Below are 17,038 nucleotides of genomic sequence, written 5' to 3' on the forward strand. Positions count from 1 at the left end.
GCTGACCCACCCGCCCAGGCGCTGCAACGCCTGCCCCCCCCAAAGGAGAAGCACCATGCATATCAAGGTCATCAAAGGCGCCAGGGAAACGGGAAAGACCCGCCAACTAAGGCAGATCGAGGAGCAGCGAAACGCGCAAGGAAAGCCCACCAGCATCATCCACGCGGATGCATACGCCCAAGAGGGGCTGCTTTCGATCATGGAAGTCAGGATTGAGCGCGGAGAACGCACATTGCTCGTGGATGACTGCACCCGCCAGCAAATCGACGAAGTATTGAAGTGGCAGACAGCTCACGACGAGAACGATGGTTTGAAGGACCTGGAAATTTTCCTGGTTCGCATCGCCGGCTGAATTGTTCCGAAAGAGTGGTGCCGAGGGACTGCAATCCCTCGGCACCGACCACCCCAAAGGAGAAGCACCATGCAAGTGAATCAACCCCAAGGCGGTACCGCAGAGGCTACCACAACCCCACTCGCTGTCGGCGACAAGGTGAGCTACGTCACCATCAGCGGCGGCGGTCGCAGCTACCGTTTCAGCGCGCGCAAAGGCGTTATCGTCGAGATCAACGGCAATGTTGCGACCTTGCGCGCAGCCAACGGCCGTTGCATCACCCAACCTCTCGACAAGCTGACACCAGACGGTCAACCGAACGCGCTCACCCGCATGTTGAGCGGAGGGCGCTGAACATGGCCGAACGCTCCCGCCCGGCGATGGCAAGCCATCGTCTGGACCTGCCGAGCCGCTGTGACATCTGCGGCAAAGCCAGATCCACCCGCACCCACCAACGCTGCAGCAAGACCCGCCAACAGCGCAAAACAGCGGAGTGGGCAGCATTCATGGCCGAACAGGCCGCAGCCAAGCAGAACAAGCCGCGGCGTTTCGCGCGCTGAACTGGAAAACGGGCGTTTAACGGGGAGCTGCAACTCCCCCATTGCCCCAAAGGAGAAGCACCATGCAAACCATCCAACCTGCGGCCACCGTGCCCCAAGCCAGCAATATCGCGCTTTACCGTGTGGAGGAAACGTTCGGGGGCAATAACGTCCTGCTCGAAGTTGACCTCAACAAGCTTACACCCGAGCGGGCTACCGAGATCTGCAACTTCTGGAGCTGTTTAGGGAGCTACGCCGAATCCGAAGAAGGGAACCCAGTCCGCGCCGCCGTGCGCCTTTTCGGCAGCTGGATCATCAGCGACATGAGCCAAGGGGGTGGAACCGACTTCAGCCCTGATTACGAGTCCCCAGATGGTGACCCGCATCCTGGCCTGATCTGGTCGGCTGATGTTCATGAGGCGGACGGCTGGGGCGGATCTGACGGCAGTCCTTTTGGTTGGTGTGGCATTCGCTGCGTAGCGGCAGAAGTTGCGTCCATCAACTTCTATAGCGTCGAGTTGAAGGAGGTGCAGCATGCTTAATCGCATCTTCAAGCACTTTCACTTCTGCTGCGGCCTCGGCGGCGGTGCCAAGGGTTTCAACCGGGCCAGGTCCGTGGTCGGCAACATGCTGGGCACCTGGCAGTGCATCGGGGGCGTCGACGTTGACCCGGTGGGTTTGCGCGATTTCGAACGTCTCGCCGGCGTCCCGGGCACACAGCTGGATCTGTTCACACGGGATCAATACGTTCGCTTCCACGGAAAAGAGCCACCACCAGGGTGGCGCGAGGCCACGGCGGAGGACATTCGTCGGGCGGCCGGGTATCAGCGACCCGATGCGATCTTCATTTCCAGCCCCTGCAAAGGCGCATCTGGCCTACTGTCCGAAAAAATGAGCCGCACCCCGAAATACCAGGCATTGAACGAGCTGACGCTGCGCTGCATCTGGCTGATGGGCGAGGCCTGGCCAGATGATCCGGTGCCGTTGATCGCCTTCGAAAACGTGCCACGGCTCGCTACCCGCGGCCGGCACCTGCTGGACCAGATCAACAAGCTGCTGAGCCACTACGGCTACGCCTCGGCTGAAACCACTCACGACTGCGGCGTCATCGGCGGGCTGGCCCAGAGCCGCAAGCGGTTCCTGCTGATGGCCCGTCATATCGAAAAGGTTCCGCCTTTCCTGTACGAGCCTGAGAAAAAGACGCTCAAGTCGGTGGGATCGATCCTCGGCCGCATGCCGATGGCCGGCGATATCGAGGCCGCGGGCCCAATGCACCGCGTGCCGTCACTGCACTGGAAAACCTGGGTGCGCCTGGCACTGGTCCAGGCTGGCAAGGACTGGCGCAGCCTGAATGACCTGGCCATCGAGGACGGGTATCTGCGCGACTTCGTGATAGTGCCCGAGGCTTACGGCGGCTATCTGGGGGTGAACAAGTGGGACGACTCAATGGGTGTTGTCGCCGGCCGGAGCCGGCCAACCAATGGCGCGTTCTCCGTGGCAGACCCACGGGCCAGGGAGGGCGCGCAGCAATACCAGCAGTACGGCGTGCGGCGCTGGGATGAAACCAGCGGTGCGGTGATTGGCGTCAAGTCACCCGGGCAAGGGACGTTCAGCGTTGCTGACCCGCGTCAGCCCCAAGGTAGCTTTGGCAAGTACCTGGTAACACCGTGGGAGCGCCCCAGCACCACAGTAATCGCTGGCAGCACCACCGGCCAGAGCGCTTTCGCCGTGCAAGATCCTCGCTACGTCAACTGGCACGCCGGCGCGAGCACCAGAAAGCTTGGGGTCTGCCCTTGGGACAAGACGGCTGGAACTGTTACTGGTTCGCAACAGGTGGTCAGCGGGGCACTGTCGATCGCTGACCCTCGCCCGGGAATGAAGCGCGACAAAGGCGACGCCTACTTCGCCGGTGGCCATTACGGGGTTGTCGACTGGAGCGGCCAGGCCGGAGCTGTTTCGGCGAGTGCCCGCCAGGACAACGGCCGTTGGTCCGTCGCAGATCCACGCATGCCGGAGCCCAATGAAAAGCTCACCTGTGTAATCGAAAGCCTCGACGGCACCTGGCACCGTCCCTTCACCACCCTGGAGCTGGCCGCTCTGCAGAGTCTGGTCGAGCCCGAGGAATGGCTTGAGCTGGACGGTCTGAGCGACCAGGCCTGGCGAGAAAGGATCGGTAACGCAGTTCCACCAGCAGCGGCCGAAGCTATCGCCCAGGTAATGGGCACCACCCTCCTCCTGGCCGAGGCCGGCGAGACGTTCATGCTCAACAGCATGCCGGTCTGGGTTCAGCCCGTAGCGATCGCGCTGAGCGTTGCACAGCAGGAGGCCCTATGAACGTATTCTTGTTGCTCTACCTCTGCACCAGCGCGGCTCGCACCGATTGCCAGGTGTTCCCGGTCCAGCGCTGGATGGGGCCTGACTCATACCAACAATGTGGCGCCACCGCGCGCCAGCTCACCGCAGACCTCACCGGCAAGAACCGAAAGCTGAACTATTTCGTCTGCGACATCCAGGCGGCCGGTGACGTCGATGCGGCCGAGCAATCCCAACCACCACTGCACCGCCAGTCGTTCCAGCTCTGAACAGGAGGACCACAATGTCTGAGCATTTCTATCTACAGGACAGCCGCAGCAACGTGGGTACCCGGGCAATGTTCTGGCGCGCGGGGGGCGGCTATACATCTAACTTGAACGAGGCTGAGCAGTTCACCCGTGAGCACGCTGTCGGGCAGTTCGAGAGTCGCGAGAGCGATCTCCCCTGGCCAGTGGACTACATCCGCGCTCGAGCAGAGGTCGGCGTCGATTCTCAGTACCTCAGCAAATCCGAAGCCGAGGCCTGCCGCAATGAGGATGGCCGCGTGTATGTGGCCCATGCACGCGAGTGGGACGGCAACGACCTGGTCTGGCTCGGCGGCAAAGGTCCTACCGCCAACCTGGAAGAAGCGATCCATCCAGGTGCAACAGATGCCGCTGGCTACCTATCGCGGGGTTGCGAACTGTGGCCGTGCGGCTACATTGCTGAGCGATCCCGCCCAGTCGTTCGGGCCTCGCTGCTTGATCACAAGCAAGCCCTACGCGCGGTGGGCCTCAAGCTGCCAAAGGTGAAGTACCAGACCACCAGGAGCTACCGCAGTCTCACTAATTGCGAAGGATGCGGGCGTTTTCTCAGCGAGCGACAGCGATTCGACGACTGCCCGAACTGTGGTGCGAGGAATGCACCATGAACACAGCTTTTATCCTGATGGCCCAATACGACGGCCAGGCGATTATCTCGCTGGAACTGGTGTGCCGGGATTACTTCACGCACCTAACGCCGGAAATGTTCCAGCGCAAAGTGATGAGTGGTCAGATCAAACTGCCCATCACCCGCCTAGAGCCGAGCCAGAAGTCCGCCAAGGGCATCCACCTCACCGACCTAGCGGCTTACCTAGATCTACAGCGCGCGGCCGCGGTTAAAGAGCACAACCAGCTCAACGGGTTAAAACCCGCCTACTGAGCCACTTCATTGATGCGGCGCCCAGTTGGACGGGCGCCCTCAATATCTTCTCGTGCCACTCCCACCCTATGTAACGATCACCTTTCCCCCGCAGGTGGGTATAGCGCCTCATCGAGTTCCAATCCCTATGCCCTGAAACGCTCGCCACACGCGGGATATCCCAGTCCATTTCGAACAGACGGCTGATGCCTTCGTGGCGAAGGTCATGGAAGTGCAGATCTTCGATGTTCAAGAACTTGCAGGCTTTGGTCCAAGAAGTGGAGATAGATTCAGGGCTGTAGGGGAAAATGTCGTCGCCGGCCTTTGGCATCGTCTGGAGAATCTGCCACGCTTCGTCCGGCAGGTAACACCAGACATCGTTGCCGATCTTCTGCCCTGGGTTCTTCATGTCGCGCACCAGTACCCGCTGACCATGCTCGTCGACATCCGCCCAGCGAATACGGGTTATTTCATCCAGCCGGCGCGTAGAGAACAGAGCAAAGCCCACGACTTTCAGCATATTGATGACAGTTGGGCGCCTCTCCTGCATGTCTTGGTAATGCGTCAACACCCTTCCCAACTCGTCCAATGTCGGCCGGCGATCGCGCTCACGGCTTTTCAGGTTGTAGCCCAGCTTGCGTAGTACGCGCCGGGCGCCGCCCATGGCGAGCGGGTCCACTTGGTACCCCCACGCATCCTTGGCAATTGCCAGGACAGCGCCGAGGTGCGCCAGGTCATTGCCGGCGGTTTGTGGTTGAACCCCACCACCCTCCTTACTCATCCGCCAAAGAGCGAAATCGACCAAGCACTGGGTATTGATGTCCGTGTCGGTCAGGCCGCCGAGGTACGTCTCACCGATGGCATTGAGTGTCGCGCGCTTGGTCTTGCCCAATGGCCGGGCTTTCTCGACCTCTACCAGGTAGCGATCGGTCATCTCTTTGAGCGTGGCGCCTTTGCGGCTTGCCCGCTCGATCGCGCCAGGTTCATCGAGCTCCGACTCGCGCTTACGCGCCCAGGCCTGGGCGGCCTGTTTTCGGGCGAAGGTCTGGCTCTCTTGGTAAACTTGCACTCCGTCGCGCTTGATGCGGATCTGAGCCGTGTAGCTCACGCTCCCATCTGCCAGTTTTCTTGCCCTGATAGTCGCCATATGGAAAGTGGTACGCGTCAGTTTTTGGGTGGTACATCGTACCACCGAGCCTTAAAAAACGCCTGAAAACGCCCCAAAACACGCCTTAAACACGTAGAGCAAAATGGTCCAGAATTCAGCTACAACCCCAGTAAACTCAAGCCCTACGCTGTCCCGGCGGTTTAGCGTTGCACCGATGATGGATTGGACGGACCGGCACTGCCGGTATTTTTTGCGGCTGCTGTCCAAGCACACCCTGCTCTATACCGAGATGGTCACAACGGGGGCCTTGCTCAACGGCGATCATGAGCGTTTCCTGCGTTATCACCAGTCCGAACACCCGCTGGCGCTGCAGTTGGGCGGCAGCACTCCGGCGGACCTCGCCGCCTGCTCGCGGATGGCCCAGGAGCATGGCTACGATGAGGTCAACCTCAACGTCGGTTGTCCCAGCGACCGCGTGCAGAACAACATGATCGGCGCTTGCCTGATGGCTCATCCGGCGCTGGTGGCCGACTGCGTAAAGGCGATGCGCGACGCGGTGTCGATTCCGGTGACGGTCAAGCATCGGATCGGTATCAACGGCCGGGACAGCTATGCAGAACTGTGCGATTTCGTTGGGCAGGTGCATGAGGCCGGCTGTACGAGCTTTACCGTACATGCCCGGATCGCGATCCTTGAAGGCCTGTCGCCCAAAGAGAACCGCGAGATCCCGCCGTTGCGCTACGAAGTGGCAGCCCAATTGAAGGCGGACTTCCCGCAGCTCGAGATCATCCTCAATGGCGGGATCAAGACCCTGGAGGCCTGTCATGAACATCTGCAGGCCTTCGATGGGGTGATGCTGGGCCGCGAGGCCTACCACAATCCCTATCTGCTGGCGGAGGTGGATCAGCAACTGTTCAACAGCAGCGCGCCGGTGATTTCCCGGGCCGAGGCCCTGGCGCAATTACGTCCCTACATTGCCGAACACCTGGCCAGCGGTGGCGCCATGCACCACATCACTCGCCATGTGCTGGGCCTGGGAAGCGGCTTTCCCGGGGCTCGCAAGTTCCGCCAGCTGTTGTCGGTGGATATCCACAAGAGCAAGGATCCGCTGGCGCTGCTGGACCAGGCCGGCCAATTGCTGGAAGGACGCTAGGCGTCAGCCGGGTTGAACCTGACCCGGGTTTTGGCATCGTATTTATCTGGACCATGCCCCGACATTCAAACACCTGTTTCCAGGTCATGGTTTTCGGGGCCATTGCAAGCATTCCGCGCCCTTGAGCGCCTGCCAGCGCTCGGGTAATGTCATCAGACCCATAGGACAGAGCACGCTCATGACTTCCAAGCTGGAACAACTGAAGAAAATCACCACCGTGGTGGCCGACACCGGCGACTTCGACGCCATCGCCCGGGTCAAGCCGGTGGATGCCACCACCAACCCCTCGCTGCTGCTCAAGGCCGCGGCCATTCCCGGTTATGCCGACCTGCTCGGCGCCAGCGTCAGCGACTGCAAGGGTGATGTCGGCCTGGCCAGCGACCGTTTTGGCGTTGCCGTGGGCCAGGAGATCCTCAAGGTGATCCCGGGCCGAATCTCCACCGAGGTCGACGCCCGCCTGTCTTTCGATACCGATGCCATGCTCAAGCGAGCCCATCGCCTGATCGACCTGTACGAGAAAGCCGGCGTAGGTCGCGATCGAGTGCTGATCAAGATCGCTTCCACCTGGGAAGGCATCCGGGCCGCCGAGAAGCTGGAGCGCGAAGGCATCCAGACCAACCTGACACTGCTGTTCTCCTTCGCCCAGGCAGTAGCTTGCGCCGATGCCGGGGTTTTCCTGATCTCGCCATTCGTGGGCCGGATCTACGACTGGTACAAGAAGGCCACCGGCAATGACTACACCAGCTCCGACGATCCCGGCGTGCAGTCGGTAACCCGTATCTACAACTACTACAAGGCCAACGATTACAAGACCGTGGTCATGGGCGCCAGCTTCCGTAACCTCAACCAGATCGAGCAACTGGCAGGCTGCGATCGCCTGACCATCAGCCCGGACCTGATCGAGAAACTGGCAGCCGACACCGGCAAGCTGGAGCGCAAGCTGAGCCCGGGCAAGACCGGTGAAGCTCGCCAGAGCCTCAACGAAGCGCAGTTCCGCTGGGCATCCAATGAAGACGCCATGGCCACCGAAAAACTGGCCGAAGGCATTCGCCAGTTCGCCCGTGACCAGGAGAAGCTCGAGGCGCTGCTGACTGCCAAGCTCTGAGTGAACGAAAGGCATGAACGCAAAAAGGGCGAACCCTCACAGGTTCGCCCTTTTTTATCGACCGGTTTCAAGCGCTCAGTGACGCTCCAGGGCATTCACCAGGTCATGAAAGGCTTCACGGTTGGAATCGTTCAGCCCCATGAGGATCTTGTGCGCCTCCAGCACCTTGACCCGCACCACTTCTTCCGACTGGTCCTGGGACGGCAGGTCGGTCAGGCACTCCGGACAAGGCACCGGGCGATCGACGATGTTGAACACCTGATCGAATCCCATGGACTGCAGTAGCCGGGTGATGTCCTCGTGGGTGGTGACGACGGTGGGCAACAGGCCGACCTTCTGCCGCGAAAGGATCGACAACTTGGCCAGCAGGCCCAGGGTGGTGCTGTCGATGCTGCGGGTTTCCGTCAGGTCGATCACGATCGCCGAGAAGTTCAGCGCCGTGAAGATCCGCTCAATAGTCGCATCCAACGCCGAACACAGGGTCAGGCGCACTTCACCGACGAATTTCAGGACAAAGGTGCCGTCCTGCTCGGCGAACTGGATTCTACCGGTACTCATCAAAGGTTCCTGCTCAACACTAACAGGGCGATATCATCCGGCATCTCCCCTAGCGTGGCCAATCCAAAAACTTGCCGCAGGCCATCCAGGCTGCCGCCCGCAGCCTTCACCCGTTCAGGCAAGGCCGCTTCTTTCTCTTTGAGTGTAGGCTCGGTCAAAAGGTCCAGGATGCCATCGGACATCAGCGACAGGCTGAATACCGGCGGCAACTCCAGGATGTGGTCCTCATAGGTCGCTTCGTCGAACAGACCTACCGGCAGACCGCGCCCTTCCAGATAGCGCACGCTGTCTGGTGTATACAACACCGGCAACGGCAGGTGCCCGCCAATGCTATAGGTCAGCAAACCAGTCTCCTCGTCGATGACTCCACCGACCATAGTGACGTGTTTACCCAGCTTACAACTGATCAGGCCCCGGTTGATATGGCCCAGCACCTGCGACGGCTTGAACTCCGGCAAGGTGCCGTTGCGCTTGGACTCGAACAACAGGCGCGTGGTCATGAACTTCAACAGTACGGTGACGAAGGCCGAAGACGCACCATGACCGGAGACATCCGCCAGGTAGAACGCCACTCGGCGCTCGTCCACGCGGAAATAGTCGACAAAATCCCCCGACAGGTAGAGCGACGGGATGATCTGATGGGCGAAGTTGAAGGCATCGATCGACCAGGGGCTGGTAGGCAGCATGTTCATCTGCACCTGGCGCCCGGCGTTCTGGTCTTCCTGGAGCAGGTTCAGGCTGGCTTCCAGCTCACGATTGGCCGCTTCGAGCTTTTCCCGGTAGCGCTGGTTCTCCAGCAGCAGGCGGGCACGATCCAGGGCCCGACGCACGGAATGCTCGAGTACCGCCAGGTCTTCCAGGGGCTTGATCAGGTAGTCCGCCGCGCCCAGGCGCAGGGCCTCCACCGCATCGTTCATCACGCCAGCGCCTGAAACCACGATCACGGGGGTTTGCGACGACAGTTCGGTCACTTGACGGATGAGTTCGAGGCCGCCCATCTGCGGCATGCGCAGATCGCAGATCACCAGGTCGGGTTTATCGCGCTCGAATACCTGAAGACCCTGCTGGCCATTGGCAGCCTGCAGTACGCTGAAGCCACTGTCTTCCAAATAGGCCGCGAGACTCGCGCGTACTACTTCGTCGTCATCGATTATCAGCAGCGTGGCACTGGTTTTTTGCATGTGGGCAAACGGCGCCAGAATTGGGTTGGCGTAGCTGACTTGGCCATGGGCCTGAGGCACGCTACTGGATTCGCTTTCTAGCCACTCCGACAAGGCCAGGATCTTGAATCCTGCACGCCCGACCGTCAGAGGTGCCCTTCTAAGGCGCAGACGGTACTCCCATCCGCGGGGCGTTTCAAGCTCATGCCGATGGTCGCTTGGCGTCTTTACACCACAAATCACCGAGAGTTATAAAAACCGTCAAAACCGCAACTCAATTGCAGGATGGACCCCATGAATCAGAATCAGCGTGACTATAGCGAAAAGCGCGATTACATCCGCATGCGGGTAGATGCCGAGATCACGCTGATCCACCAGGGACAGGTGATCGAAGCGGTCTGCATCGACCTTTCCAGCGGCGGCATGCAAGTCCAGGCACCGCGCTCGTTCCAGATCGGCGATCAATTGAGTGTGCGCATCGATTCCGAGCACACGGCGCTCCGGGGACTGGAAGCGGATACCGAGGTGGTGTGGATCAAGCCTCTGGACGGTGGCGGGCAGAAACTTGGCCTTACAATCCTTAAAATGAACTAACCCTTCCTGCAATGAAAACAAACCAATGAAAAAGGCGGCCTGATGGCCGCCTTTTCATTAACGCAAGACCCTCCAAAGACTAGAAATCGTCTTCGACCTTGCCATCCTTGACCTTGAACTCGCGGTTCTGCAGATAAGCATTGCGAATGAAGGTGTATTTGTCGCCGCGGATCAGCTTGTCCGCCGCCAGCAGGCTGGCACGGGTATCGACCACGTTCACGCCCATGGCGATGTTGCGCGCCGGAACATCATTGATGTAGCGATAAGGCGCGGTGTAGCTGTCGACGAACTTGGCCGGCGCATCACGCAGGGTGCTCGGCCCCAGCAACGGCAGCATCACGTAGGGACCGCTCTCCACGCCCCAGTGACCCAGGGTCTGGCCAAAGTCTTCATCGTTGCGTTGCAAGCCCATCTTGGTGCCGACATCGAAGAAGCCGGCCAGGCCCAGGGTGGTGTTCATCAGCAGGCGCGCGGTATCGACACCGGCGGCATGGGGCTTGGCCTGCAGGATGTCGTTGAACAGGTTGCCGAAGTCACCGACGTTGCGGAACATGTTGTGGATGCCGTCTTCCAGGAATTGCGGCGTGACCGCCTGGTAGCCTTGGGCCAATGGCTTCAGCGCATAGGTGTCCAAGGTATCGTTGAAGGTGAAGATCGGGCGGTTGACGCCTTCCCACGGATCCTCCTCCGCCGCCTGGACGGCCAGGGGAGCCAGCGTCACGCCGGCACTCATAAATAGTGGAACTAGATAACGGCTCCAGCGCATCGCAGGAAACTCCTCGGCTTGTTCTCTCATGGGGTCATGCCCTGAGGTTAGGCCCGGAGTATAAAACGGATGCGCCGCTTTAGGCAGCATCGACGCAAGCCACACGAACGAATCGGCTGGGTATTCACCTGGCTGTAACCTTGATGTCATGTTCTGCCGCTAGTTTCGGAAGGCATTTCAAGGACGCCGCCATGCCCCACCTCGACACCCCAGCCCAACCCTTCCGCCCCCTGACCGCGGTGCTTTTCGGGCTCAGTGGCTGCCTGGTGGACTTCGGTGCCTTGTCACGCCTGCAAACGGCATGGCAACCCACCCCGGAACGACTCCAGGCCACACCCGGCGCCCTGGAAAGCCTGCAGTACCTGGAACGACAGGGCATACCCTGTGCCTGGTTGGAACAGCTGCCCGACACCAGCACTCGCCAATTGGCCGCTGCGCTGCCGGAATGGATCGAGCCGGCTCCGGCAACCACAATCCCCTGGCCCGCTCCCGACGCTTGCTGGCAGGCCTTGATGGCACTCAAGGTCAAGGGCCTGGACGGTTGCGTGCTGGTCAGTGGCGAACCGCATTTGTTGCAGTCGGGGCTGAATGCCGGCCTGTGGACCATCGGCCTCGCGTCCTGCGGTTCCCTGTGCGGCCTGCCTCCCAGCGAGTGGCAGGCCCTGAGCCAGCAGGAGCGCGAACTCAAGCGCGGCAAGGCGACGGTGCAATTGTTCGGCCTGGGAGTGCACTCGGTGATCGACCACCTGGGTGAGCTGGCCACCTGCCTGGAGGACATCGGGCTGCGAAGGCTCAAGGGCGAAAAACCCTGAAATACGCCTGTTGATCAAGATCATGCACGGCGGTTGCGGGTGGATTAATCTAAATCCCGTGGGCATGGACCTTTGCCTCAGGCACGCGGTCCATCCCTCTGCCTATCACTGAAGGGAGAACGCCATGCCTGCCCGCGAACTGCAACAACAACTCGATACCCTGCGCGAGCAATTGGAACAGAACCCGCCGCTGTCGCCGGCCGAACGCGAGAACCTGCAAGAACTGATGCAGCAGATCGAACTGCAGTTGCAGCTGGAGAACAGCACCCACGACACCAGCCTCGCCGATGGCGTAAACCTGGCCGTCGAGCGCTTCGAACTGGAGCACCCGGCCATCGCCGGAACCTTGCGCAACATCGTCCAGACCCTGGGCAACATCGGCATCTGATCTACCTTCAATGCACGCGCCCAAATGCAAAGCCCCGCCATCACAGCGGGGCTTTGATTTATTGGCGCACCAACCGGTGATTGGCGAAGTCCGCCGTTTCGGTACTGCGGTAAGGGTTGATATCCAACCCGCCGCGGCGCACGTAGCGCGCGTAGACAGTGAGCTTCTCCGGCTTGAGCAGGCGCTGCAGGTCGAGGAAGATCCGCTCCACGCACTGCTCATGGAAGTCCGAGTGCTGGCGGAAGCTCACCAGGTAGGCCAGCAGGCTGGCATGGTCCAAGGCCGCACCACGGTATTGCACCACCACGCTGCCCCAGTCCGGCTGGCTAGTCACCGGGCAGTTGGATTTGAGCAGATGGCTGTGCAAGCTCTCCTCCACCACCTGCGAGCTGTCGCAGCGCAGCAATTCGGGACGCGGGTGCTCGTAGCTGTCGACGCTGATATCCAGATCGTCGATGCACACGCCCGGCAGCGCCACCAGGCCTTGCGCCTCGACTTCCCCAAGACTGCGGACATGCACCGTCACAGGCTTGCCCGCAGCGGCCGAAAGGTCCTTGCGCAAGGTCGCTTCGAGCGTGGCCCGATCGGCGAACGGCGTCTGGTTCAGCGAGTTGAGGTAAAGCTTGAAGGACTTGGACTCGATGATGTTCGGCGAGTCGGCAGGAATGCTGAACTCGCCGATGGCCACCACCGGCTTGCCCGAAGGCAGCAACCAGGACAGCTCGAAGCAGTTCCAGAAGTCCACGCCCTGGTAGGGCAGGGTCTCGGCGCTCAAGCCCAGCTCGGCCCATTTCGCCGCCCGAGGGATGGGGAACAGCAACGATGGCGTGTAGGTGGAGATGTATTCACTGGACTTGCCCAGCGGCGAATGTTCGGCTGCGGAATGCATGGCGGAAACCTGACTGAAGAATCAGCGGATTCTAACAGCCTTTGCTCCCGCCTTTGAGCCCCGGCCGCCTATGGACTGACCGTCAGCTTGCCGACCATCCCGGCCTGGTAGTGCCCGGGGATATTGCAGGCGAACTCCAGGCTGGCGCTTTTGCTGAAGGTCCAGGTCAGCTCGGCCTGCTTGCCCGGCTCCACCAGCACGCTATTGGGATCGTCGTGTTGCATGCCCTGGGCCATCCCGGGCATGGAGCCGTGCCCCATCGAAGCATGATCCATCGAACCGTGCTCCATGGCCTTCATGCCGGTGGGGGTCAGCATGCCGCTCTGTTGCATCTGCAGCATTTCCTGCTGGTGCCGGGCATGCATCGCCGCGTCCCCCAGGTTGAATTCATGCAACAGCTGGCCCTTGTTGATCAACACGAAACGCACCGTTTCACCGGGTTTGACCTCCAGCGCCTTGGGGTTGAAGGTCATGTCCCCCATCACCACCTCGACACTGCGCGTGGCCTTGGCCGCCGCGGCCGGCTGGCCGAAATCATAGGACGTGGCCGGCGACGCCCAGAGCGGTGCTGCCACCAGCATCAGGCAGGCACCGAGCACGGAACGGCTTTGCAACAACAACTTTTGCAGATTCATCATCAAACCCCGACAAGAACAGAATTGAGCCTGTGCCACACTCTAGGACCGGACCGCTGCCAGCCAGCTGACAAGTAGATTACAACTTTGTCAGCTTCACCTGCGCAGCGCCCCTGCAAGGTATAAAGCCCCGGTTCCATATGCCAAGAGTCCCGCCATGAAGTTATTGATCGTCGAAGACCAACCCAAGACCGGCCACTACCTGCGCCAGGGCCTGAGCGAAGCCGGCTTCAATACCGAACTGGTGGCGGACGGCAATACCGGCCAGCACCTGGCGCTGACCGGCGACTACGCGCTGCTGATCCTCGATGTGATGCTCCCCGGCCGCAGCGGCTGGCAGATCCTGCAGGCAGTGCGGGGGGCCGGGCTGGAGATGCCAGTACTGTTCCTCACCGCCCGCGACGCGGTGGAAGACCGGGTACATGGCCTGGAACTGGGCGCCGACGACTACCTGGTCAAGCCCTTCGCCTTCTCCGAGCTGCTGGCACGGGTTCGCAGCCTGCTGCGCCGGGGCGGCAGCGCGGCCCAGGAAACCAGCCTGCAACTGGCCGACTTGCGCCTGGACCTCATCCGTCGCCGAGTGGAGCGTGGCAGCCAGCGCATCGACCTGACCGCCAAGGAGTTCGCCCTGCTGGAGATGCTCCTGCGACGCCAGGGCGAGGTCTTGCCCAAGTCGCTGATCGCGTCCCAGGTCTGGGACATGAACTTCGACAGCGACACCAACGTCATTGAAGTGGCGATCCGCCGCCTGCGCCTGAAGATCGATGACGACTATCCCAACAAGCTGATCCATACCGTGCGCGGCATGGGGTATGTGCTCGAAGAGCGCCTGGCCTGATGCGCCGCCTGTCCTTGAGCGGGCGCCTGGCGCTGCTGTTCGCCGCCTGCACCGCCGTGGTCTCGTTGCTGGCCGGAATACTCTTCAACCGGGCGAGCCAGGCGCACTTCGTCGAACTGGACCAGCAACTGCTGGAGGGCAAGCTGATCGCCCTGCGCAGCGCCTTGCAGGACGTCACCACGGCGGCGGACTTTCCCCGCCACCAGCCACGACTACAAGATGAGCTGCAGCACCAGCCGGACCTGGCCCTGCGCGTGGGCGCCGCCGATGGCCAGGCCTGGTTCGATACCTTGCCAGCCCTGCCCGCCCCGCTACCCGCCACTCCGGGACTGCACAGCCTGGACCTGGCCGGAACCGCCTACCGGGTCTACAACGCAGCGCTGGTGCCCGGCCAGGCGGACTCGCCACGGCTGACCTTGCTGCTGGACATTACCCATCACCAGCACTTCCTGCAGCGCATGCAGCACTTGATCTGGCTCACCGTAGGCCTGTCGGCATTGGCCACCGCCCTGCTCGGCGCCTGGGCGGCCCGGAGCGGCCTGCGCCCATTGCGCAGCATGGGCAGCGTGGCGGCCGGCATCTGCGCCAACTCCCTGACCCAACGCCTGCCGGCGGAGCAGATGCCCGCCGAATTGGCAGAACTGGCCGGCAGCTTCAACGCCATGCTCGGTCGCCTCGATGAGTCGTTCCAGCGGCTCTCGGCCTTCTCCGCCGACATCGCCCATGAACTGCGCACGCCGCTGTCCAACCTGCTGACCCATACCCAGGTCACCCTGACCCGCCCCAGGCCCATCGAGGACTACCGCGAAGCCCTGCACAGCAATCTCGAGGAACTGCAATGGATGGCGCAGTTGGTCAACGACATGCTGTACCTGGCCAAGGCCGACCATGGCCTGCTGGCCCCCCGACGGGAAATGCTCGACCTGGCCCAGGAGACCGACATGCTGCTGGAGTTCTACGGCCCCCTGGCCGAGGACGCGCAAGTGCAGCTCGCTCGTGAAGGCAGCGCCCGGATCTCCGGGGACCGCAGCATGCTGCGCCGGGCGCTGTCCAACCTGCTGGACAACGCACTGCGCTTCACTCCCGCTGCCGGCACGGTGCAGGTGCAGATCAGCGACCGCCCCAAGGACTTGTCACTGAGCATCGAGAACAGCGGCGAAGGTATCGCCAAGGAAGTGCTGCCACACCTGTTCGACCGGTTCTACCGGGCCGATCCGGCGCGCCGTGAAGGTAGCAGCGAACATGCGGGGCTGGGGCTGGCCATCACCCAGTCGATAGTCCGCGCCCATGGCGGACAGATCCATTGCGAATCCGGCCCGGGCTGGACCCGCTTCGTGATCGAGTTGCCCAAGCAAGCCTGAGCCCCGCGCCACTGACGCAGCACAGGGGCCCTGGGCTCAGGAGTAGCGCAGCGCCTGGGCCGGTTCGACCTTGGAGGCGCGCCAGGCGGGATAGACCGTCGCCAGGAAGCTCAGGATGAACCCGGCGCTGCAGATCAGTGCCACATCGCCGCCCTGCAGTTCCGAAGGCAGGTTGCTGACGAAGTACACGTCAGAGCTGAAGATCTGCTGGCCGCTGATGCGTTCGAGCCAGCCCACCAGCTCGCTCACGTTGAGCGCCGCCAGGACGCCCAGCACGCCGCCGATCAGGGTGCCGACGATGCCGATCACCGTCCCCTGGACCATGAAGATCGCCATGATCTGCCGCGGAGTGGCGCCGATGGTGCGCAAGATCGCGATATCCGCGCCCTTGTCGTTCACCACCATGATCAGGGTGGCGATGATGTTGAAGGCCGCCACCGCGACAATCATCAGCAGGAGCAGGCCGATCATGGTCTTTTCCATCTTCATCGCGCTGAACAGGCTGCCTTGGGTGTGGGTCCAGTCATCGGCCCTGAAGTCCGCCCCCAGGTCCTTGGCAATGCTCGCCGAGACCTGCGGCGCGGCATACAGGTCCTTGACCGCCAGGCGCACGCTCTGCACCTGGTTGGGCTGCCAGTGCTGCATCTGGGCGGCATCGGCCACGTGGATCAGGCCCATGGAACCGTCGAGCTCGGCACCGACCCTGAACACTCCCACCACCGTCAGGCGCTGCATGCGCGGGGTGATACCACCGGGCGCCGTGCTGACTTCCGGCACGATCAGGGTCAGCTTGTCGCCGACATTCAGGCGAAACCGCCGGGCCGTGATCTCGCCGACCACCACTCCGAACTCGCCAGGCTTCAAGTCCTGCAGGCTGCCCTGGACGATGTGCTGGGCGACGATGGAGACCTTACCCTCCTGGGCCGGGTCGATGCCGCTGATCTGGATCGGCTGCATCGCCCCCTTGTAGGACAGCATGCCCTCCATTTCGGTGAACGGTACCGCCGCGGTGACTTGCGGATTGCTCAAGGCTGCGGCGGCTACCGGCTGCCAGTCGTCGATGGGCTTGACCCCGACGATGGTGGCATGGGGCACCATGCCGAGGATCCGCGAGCTCATTTCCCGCTGGAAGCCGTTCATTACCGAAAGCACCACGATCATCGCCAGCACACCCAGGGCAAGGCCGATCATCGAGGTCATGGAAATGAAGGAAACGAAGCGGTTACGCCGCTTGGCGCGGGTGTAGCGCGTGCCGATAAAGATCGATAAGGGTCGGAACATGGGCAAGGCACCCTGGAAAGATTAATGACCCGGCGCCGGCCGACGA

General features: G+C 61.8%; 22 protein-coding genes. 15 read left to right on the forward strand and 7 right to left on the reverse strand.

Annotated elements, in window-relative coordinates:
* The first annotated feature begins 55 nt into the window (after positions 1-55).
* From CAG11_RS16295 to CAG11_RS16330, 8 genes are all read left to right on the forward strand, one after another.
* Positions 56-352 carry a hypothetical protein gene (locus CAG11_RS16295; protein ID WP_053149910.1) on the forward strand — a complete coding sequence of 99 codons (297 nt, stop codon included), beginning with the start codon at positions 56-58 and terminating at the stop codon, positions 350-352.
* Between the two features lie 69 nt (positions 353-421).
* On the forward strand, positions 422-685 hold the full coding sequence (locus CAG11_RS16300; protein ID WP_085597076.1) for a hypothetical protein: 264 nt from the start codon (positions 422-424) through the stop codon (positions 683-685).
* A 2-nt stretch (positions 686-687) separates the two neighbouring features.
* A complete protein-coding gene (locus CAG11_RS16305; RefSeq protein ID WP_053157186.1) occupies positions 688-891 on the forward strand; it encodes a hypothetical protein in 204 nt (67 codons plus the stop codon).
* A 62-nt stretch (positions 892-953) separates the two neighbouring features.
* Positions 954-1,412, forward strand: a complete 459-nt coding sequence (locus CAG11_RS16310; RefSeq protein ID WP_085597077.1) for a DUF2528 family protein — start codon at positions 954-956, stop codon at positions 1,410-1,412.
* Positions 1,405-3,204 (forward strand): DNA cytosine methyltransferase, encoded by a 1,800-nt coding sequence (locus CAG11_RS16315; RefSeq protein WP_085597078.1) that lies wholly within the window; start codon positions 1,405-1,407, stop codon positions 3,202-3,204. The genes CAG11_RS16310 and CAG11_RS16315 overlap by 8 nt, the downstream gene beginning before the upstream one ends.
* Positions 3,201-3,452: a hypothetical protein gene (locus CAG11_RS16320; protein WP_085597079.1), complete on the forward strand. Its 252-nt coding sequence runs from the start codon at positions 3,201-3,203 to the stop codon at positions 3,450-3,452. Before CAG11_RS16315 ends, CAG11_RS16320 begins: the two co-directional genes overlap by 4 nt.
* A gap of 14 nt (positions 3,453-3,466) precedes the next feature.
* The gene (locus tag CAG11_RS16325) at positions 3,467-4,093 is read left to right on the forward strand and encodes a hypothetical protein (RefSeq protein ID WP_085597080.1); all 627 of its coding nucleotides are present in this window, start codon (positions 3,467-3,469) and stop codon (positions 4,091-4,093) included.
* A complete protein-coding gene (locus tag CAG11_RS16330) occupies positions 4,090-4,365 on the forward strand; it encodes a pyocin activator PrtN family protein (RefSeq protein ID WP_085597081.1) in 276 nt (91 codons plus the stop codon). Before CAG11_RS16325 ends, CAG11_RS16330 begins: the two co-directional genes overlap by 4 nt.
* On the opposite strand, the gene CAG11_RS16335 is transcribed toward CAG11_RS16330, so the two are convergent.
* Positions 4,340-5,491 carry a site-specific integrase gene (locus tag CAG11_RS16335; protein WP_085597082.1) on the reverse strand — a complete coding sequence of 384 codons (1,152 nt, stop codon included), beginning with the start codon at positions 5,489-5,491 and terminating at the stop codon, positions 4,340-4,342. The two genes, CAG11_RS16330 and CAG11_RS16335, sit on opposite strands and share 26 nt — an antisense overlap.
* A gap of 103 nt (positions 5,492-5,594) precedes the next feature.
* On the opposite strand from CAG11_RS16335, the gene dusA reads away from it, so the two are divergent.
* Both dusA and tal read left to right on the forward strand, forming a co-directional pair.
* Positions 5,595-6,605 (forward strand): tRNA dihydrouridine(20/20a) synthase DusA, encoded by a 1,011-nt coding sequence (dusA, locus tag CAG11_RS16340; RefSeq protein WP_085597083.1) that lies wholly within the window; start codon positions 5,595-5,597, stop codon positions 6,603-6,605.
* Between the two features lie 178 nt (positions 6,606-6,783).
* Positions 6,784-7,710 carry a transaldolase gene (gene tal / locus CAG11_RS16345; protein ID WP_022643376.1) on the forward strand — a complete coding sequence of 309 codons (927 nt, stop codon included), beginning with the start codon at positions 6,784-6,786 and terminating at the stop codon, positions 7,708-7,710.
* A gap of 75 nt (positions 7,711-7,785) precedes the next feature.
* Here the strand turns inward: tal and rssC are convergent, their stop codons facing one another.
* Positions 7,786-8,268: an anti-sigma factor antagonist RssC gene (gene rssC, locus CAG11_RS16350; RefSeq protein WP_022643406.1), complete on the reverse strand. Its 483-nt coding sequence runs from the start codon at positions 8,266-8,268 to the stop codon at positions 7,786-7,788.
* Positions 8,268-9,449: a two-component system response regulator RssB gene (rssB, locus tag CAG11_RS16355; protein ID WP_031321348.1), complete on the reverse strand. Its 1,182-nt coding sequence runs from the start codon at positions 9,447-9,449 to the stop codon at positions 8,268-8,270. Before rssB ends, rssC begins: the two co-directional genes overlap by 1 nt.
* 273 nt (positions 9,450-9,722) lie before the next feature.
* On the opposite strand from rssB, the gene CAG11_RS16360 reads away from it, so the two are divergent.
* A complete protein-coding gene (locus CAG11_RS16360; protein WP_085597084.1) occupies positions 9,723-10,022 on the forward strand; it encodes a PilZ domain-containing protein in 300 nt (99 codons plus the stop codon).
* A gap of 79 nt (positions 10,023-10,101) precedes the next feature.
* Here the strand turns inward: CAG11_RS16360 and CAG11_RS16365 are convergent, their stop codons facing one another.
* Positions 10,102-10,788, reverse strand: a complete 687-nt coding sequence (locus CAG11_RS16365) for a VacJ family lipoprotein (RefSeq protein WP_085597085.1) — start codon at positions 10,786-10,788, stop codon at positions 10,102-10,104.
* Positions 10,789-10,979: 191 nt separating this feature from the next.
* On the opposite strand from CAG11_RS16365, the gene CAG11_RS16370 reads away from it, so the two are divergent.
* Positions 10,980-11,600, forward strand: a complete 621-nt coding sequence (locus tag CAG11_RS16370) for a phosphatase (RefSeq protein ID WP_085597086.1) — start codon at positions 10,980-10,982, stop codon at positions 11,598-11,600.
* 124 nt (positions 11,601-11,724) lie between these two features.
* Positions 11,725-11,988, forward strand: coding sequence for a DUF4404 family protein (locus tag CAG11_RS16375; protein WP_022643370.1), 264 nt, complete (start codon positions 11,725-11,727; stop codon positions 11,986-11,988).
* A gap of 58 nt (positions 11,989-12,046) precedes the next feature.
* Here CAG11_RS16375 and queF read toward each other — a convergent pair whose 3' ends face one another.
* Together queF and CAG11_RS16385 are read right to left on the reverse strand one after the other, a co-directional pair.
* A complete protein-coding gene (queF, locus tag CAG11_RS16380; protein ID WP_085597087.1) occupies positions 12,047-12,877 on the reverse strand; it encodes an NADPH-dependent 7-cyano-7-deazaguanine reductase QueF in 831 nt (276 codons plus the stop codon).
* A 68-nt stretch (positions 12,878-12,945) separates the two neighbouring features.
* Positions 12,946-13,497, reverse strand: a complete 552-nt coding sequence (locus tag CAG11_RS16385) for a plastocyanin/azurin family copper-binding protein (RefSeq protein ID WP_371857943.1) — start codon at positions 13,495-13,497, stop codon at positions 12,946-12,948.
* 172 nt (positions 13,498-13,669) lie between these two features.
* Here CAG11_RS16385 and CAG11_RS16390 point away from each other — a divergent pair, with 172 nt between their 5' ends.
* Together CAG11_RS16390 and CAG11_RS16395 are read left to right on the forward strand one after the other, a co-directional pair.
* The gene (locus tag CAG11_RS16390) at positions 13,670-14,350 is read left to right on the forward strand and encodes a heavy metal response regulator transcription factor (protein WP_085597088.1); all 681 of its coding nucleotides are present in this window, start codon (positions 13,670-13,672) and stop codon (positions 14,348-14,350) included.
* Positions 14,350-15,711 carry a heavy metal sensor histidine kinase gene (locus CAG11_RS16395; RefSeq protein WP_085597089.1) on the forward strand — a complete coding sequence of 454 codons (1,362 nt, stop codon included), beginning with the start codon at positions 14,350-14,352 and terminating at the stop codon, positions 15,709-15,711. Before CAG11_RS16390 ends, CAG11_RS16395 begins: the two co-directional genes overlap by 1 nt.
* A 36-nt stretch (positions 15,712-15,747) precedes the next feature.
* Here the strand turns inward: CAG11_RS16395 and CAG11_RS16400 are convergent, their stop codons facing one another.
* Positions 15,748-16,992, reverse strand: a complete 1,245-nt coding sequence (locus CAG11_RS16400; RefSeq protein ID WP_085597090.1) for a lipoprotein-releasing ABC transporter permease subunit — start codon at positions 16,990-16,992, stop codon at positions 15,748-15,750.
* Between the last annotated feature and the right edge of the window lie 46 nt (positions 16,993-17,038).

Origin of the sequence: Pseudomonas sp. B6(2017), assembly GCF_002112765.1 — a bacterium.
GTDB lineage: Bacteria > Pseudomonadota > Gammaproteobacteria > Pseudomonadales > Pseudomonadaceae > Aquipseudomonas > Aquipseudomonas piscis.

Excerpts from the sequence above, each read along its gene's own strand:
- CAG11_RS16375 (WP_022643370.1), top strand. The coding sequence starts at position 11,725 with ATGCCTGCCCGCGAACTGCAACAACAACTCGATACCCTGCGCGAGCAA.
- tal (WP_022643376.1), top strand. The coding sequence starts at position 6,784 with ATGACTTCCAAGCTGGAACAACTGAAGAAAATCACCACCGTGGTGGCC.
- CAG11_RS16395 (WP_085597089.1), top strand. The coding sequence starts at position 14,350 with ATGCGCCGCCTGTCCTTGAGCGGGCGCCTGGCGCTGCTGTTCGCCGCC.
- CAG11_RS16325 (WP_085597080.1), top strand. The coding sequence starts at position 3,467 with ATGTCTGAGCATTTCTATCTACAGGACAGCCGCAGCAACGTGGGTACC.
- CAG11_RS16330 (WP_085597081.1), top strand. The coding sequence starts at position 4,090 with ATGAACACAGCTTTTATCCTGATGGCCCAATACGACGGCCAGGCGATT.
- CAG11_RS16300 (WP_085597076.1), top strand. The coding sequence starts at position 422 with ATGCAAGTGAATCAACCCCAAGGCGGTACCGCAGAGGCTACCACAACC.
- CAG11_RS16315 (WP_085597078.1), top strand. The coding sequence starts at position 1,405 with ATGCTTAATCGCATCTTCAAGCACTTTCACTTCTGCTGCGGCCTCGGC.
- CAG11_RS16370 (WP_085597086.1), top strand. The coding sequence starts at position 10,980 with ATGCCCCACCTCGACACCCCAGCCCAACCCTTCCGCCCCCTGACCGCG.
- dusA (WP_085597083.1), top strand. The coding sequence starts at position 5,595 with ATGGTCCAGAATTCAGCTACAACCCCAGTAAACTCAAGCCCTACGCTG.
- CAG11_RS16310 (WP_085597077.1), top strand. The coding sequence starts at position 954 with ATGCAAACCATCCAACCTGCGGCCACCGTGCCCCAAGCCAGCAATATC.
- CAG11_RS16305 (WP_053157186.1), top strand. The coding sequence starts at position 688 with ATGGCCGAACGCTCCCGCCCGGCGATGGCAAGCCATCGTCTGGACCTG.
- CAG11_RS16320 (WP_085597079.1), top strand. The coding sequence starts at position 3,201 with ATGAACGTATTCTTGTTGCTCTACCTCTGCACCAGCGCGGCTCGCACC.
- CAG11_RS16365 (WP_085597085.1), bottom strand. The coding sequence starts at position 10,788 with ATGCGCTGGAGCCGTTATCTAGTTCCACTATTTATGAGTGCCGGCGTG.
- CAG11_RS16390 (WP_085597088.1), top strand. The coding sequence starts at position 13,670 with ATGAAGTTATTGATCGTCGAAGACCAACCCAAGACCGGCCACTACCTG.
- CAG11_RS16295 (WP_053149910.1), top strand. The coding sequence starts at position 56 with ATGCATATCAAGGTCATCAAAGGCGCCAGGGAAACGGGAAAGACCCGC.
- CAG11_RS16360 (WP_085597084.1), top strand. The coding sequence starts at position 9,723 with ATGAATCAGAATCAGCGTGACTATAGCGAAAAGCGCGATTACATCCGC.
- CAG11_RS16335 (WP_085597082.1), bottom strand. The coding sequence starts at position 5,491 with ATGGCGACTATCAGGGCAAGAAAACTGGCAGATGGGAGCGTGAGCTAC.
- queF (WP_085597087.1), bottom strand. The coding sequence starts at position 12,877 with ATGCATTCCGCAGCCGAACATTCGCCGCTGGGCAAGTCCAGTGAATAC.
- rssB (WP_031321348.1), bottom strand. The coding sequence starts at position 9,449 with ATGCAAAAAACCAGTGCCACGCTGCTGATAATCGATGACGACGAAGTA.
- rssC (WP_022643406.1), bottom strand. The coding sequence starts at position 8,268 with ATGAGTACCGGTAGAATCCAGTTCGCCGAGCAGGACGGCACCTTTGTC.
- CAG11_RS16400 (WP_085597090.1), bottom strand. The coding sequence starts at position 16,992 with ATGTTCCGACCCTTATCGATCTTTATCGGCACGCGCTACACCCGCGCC.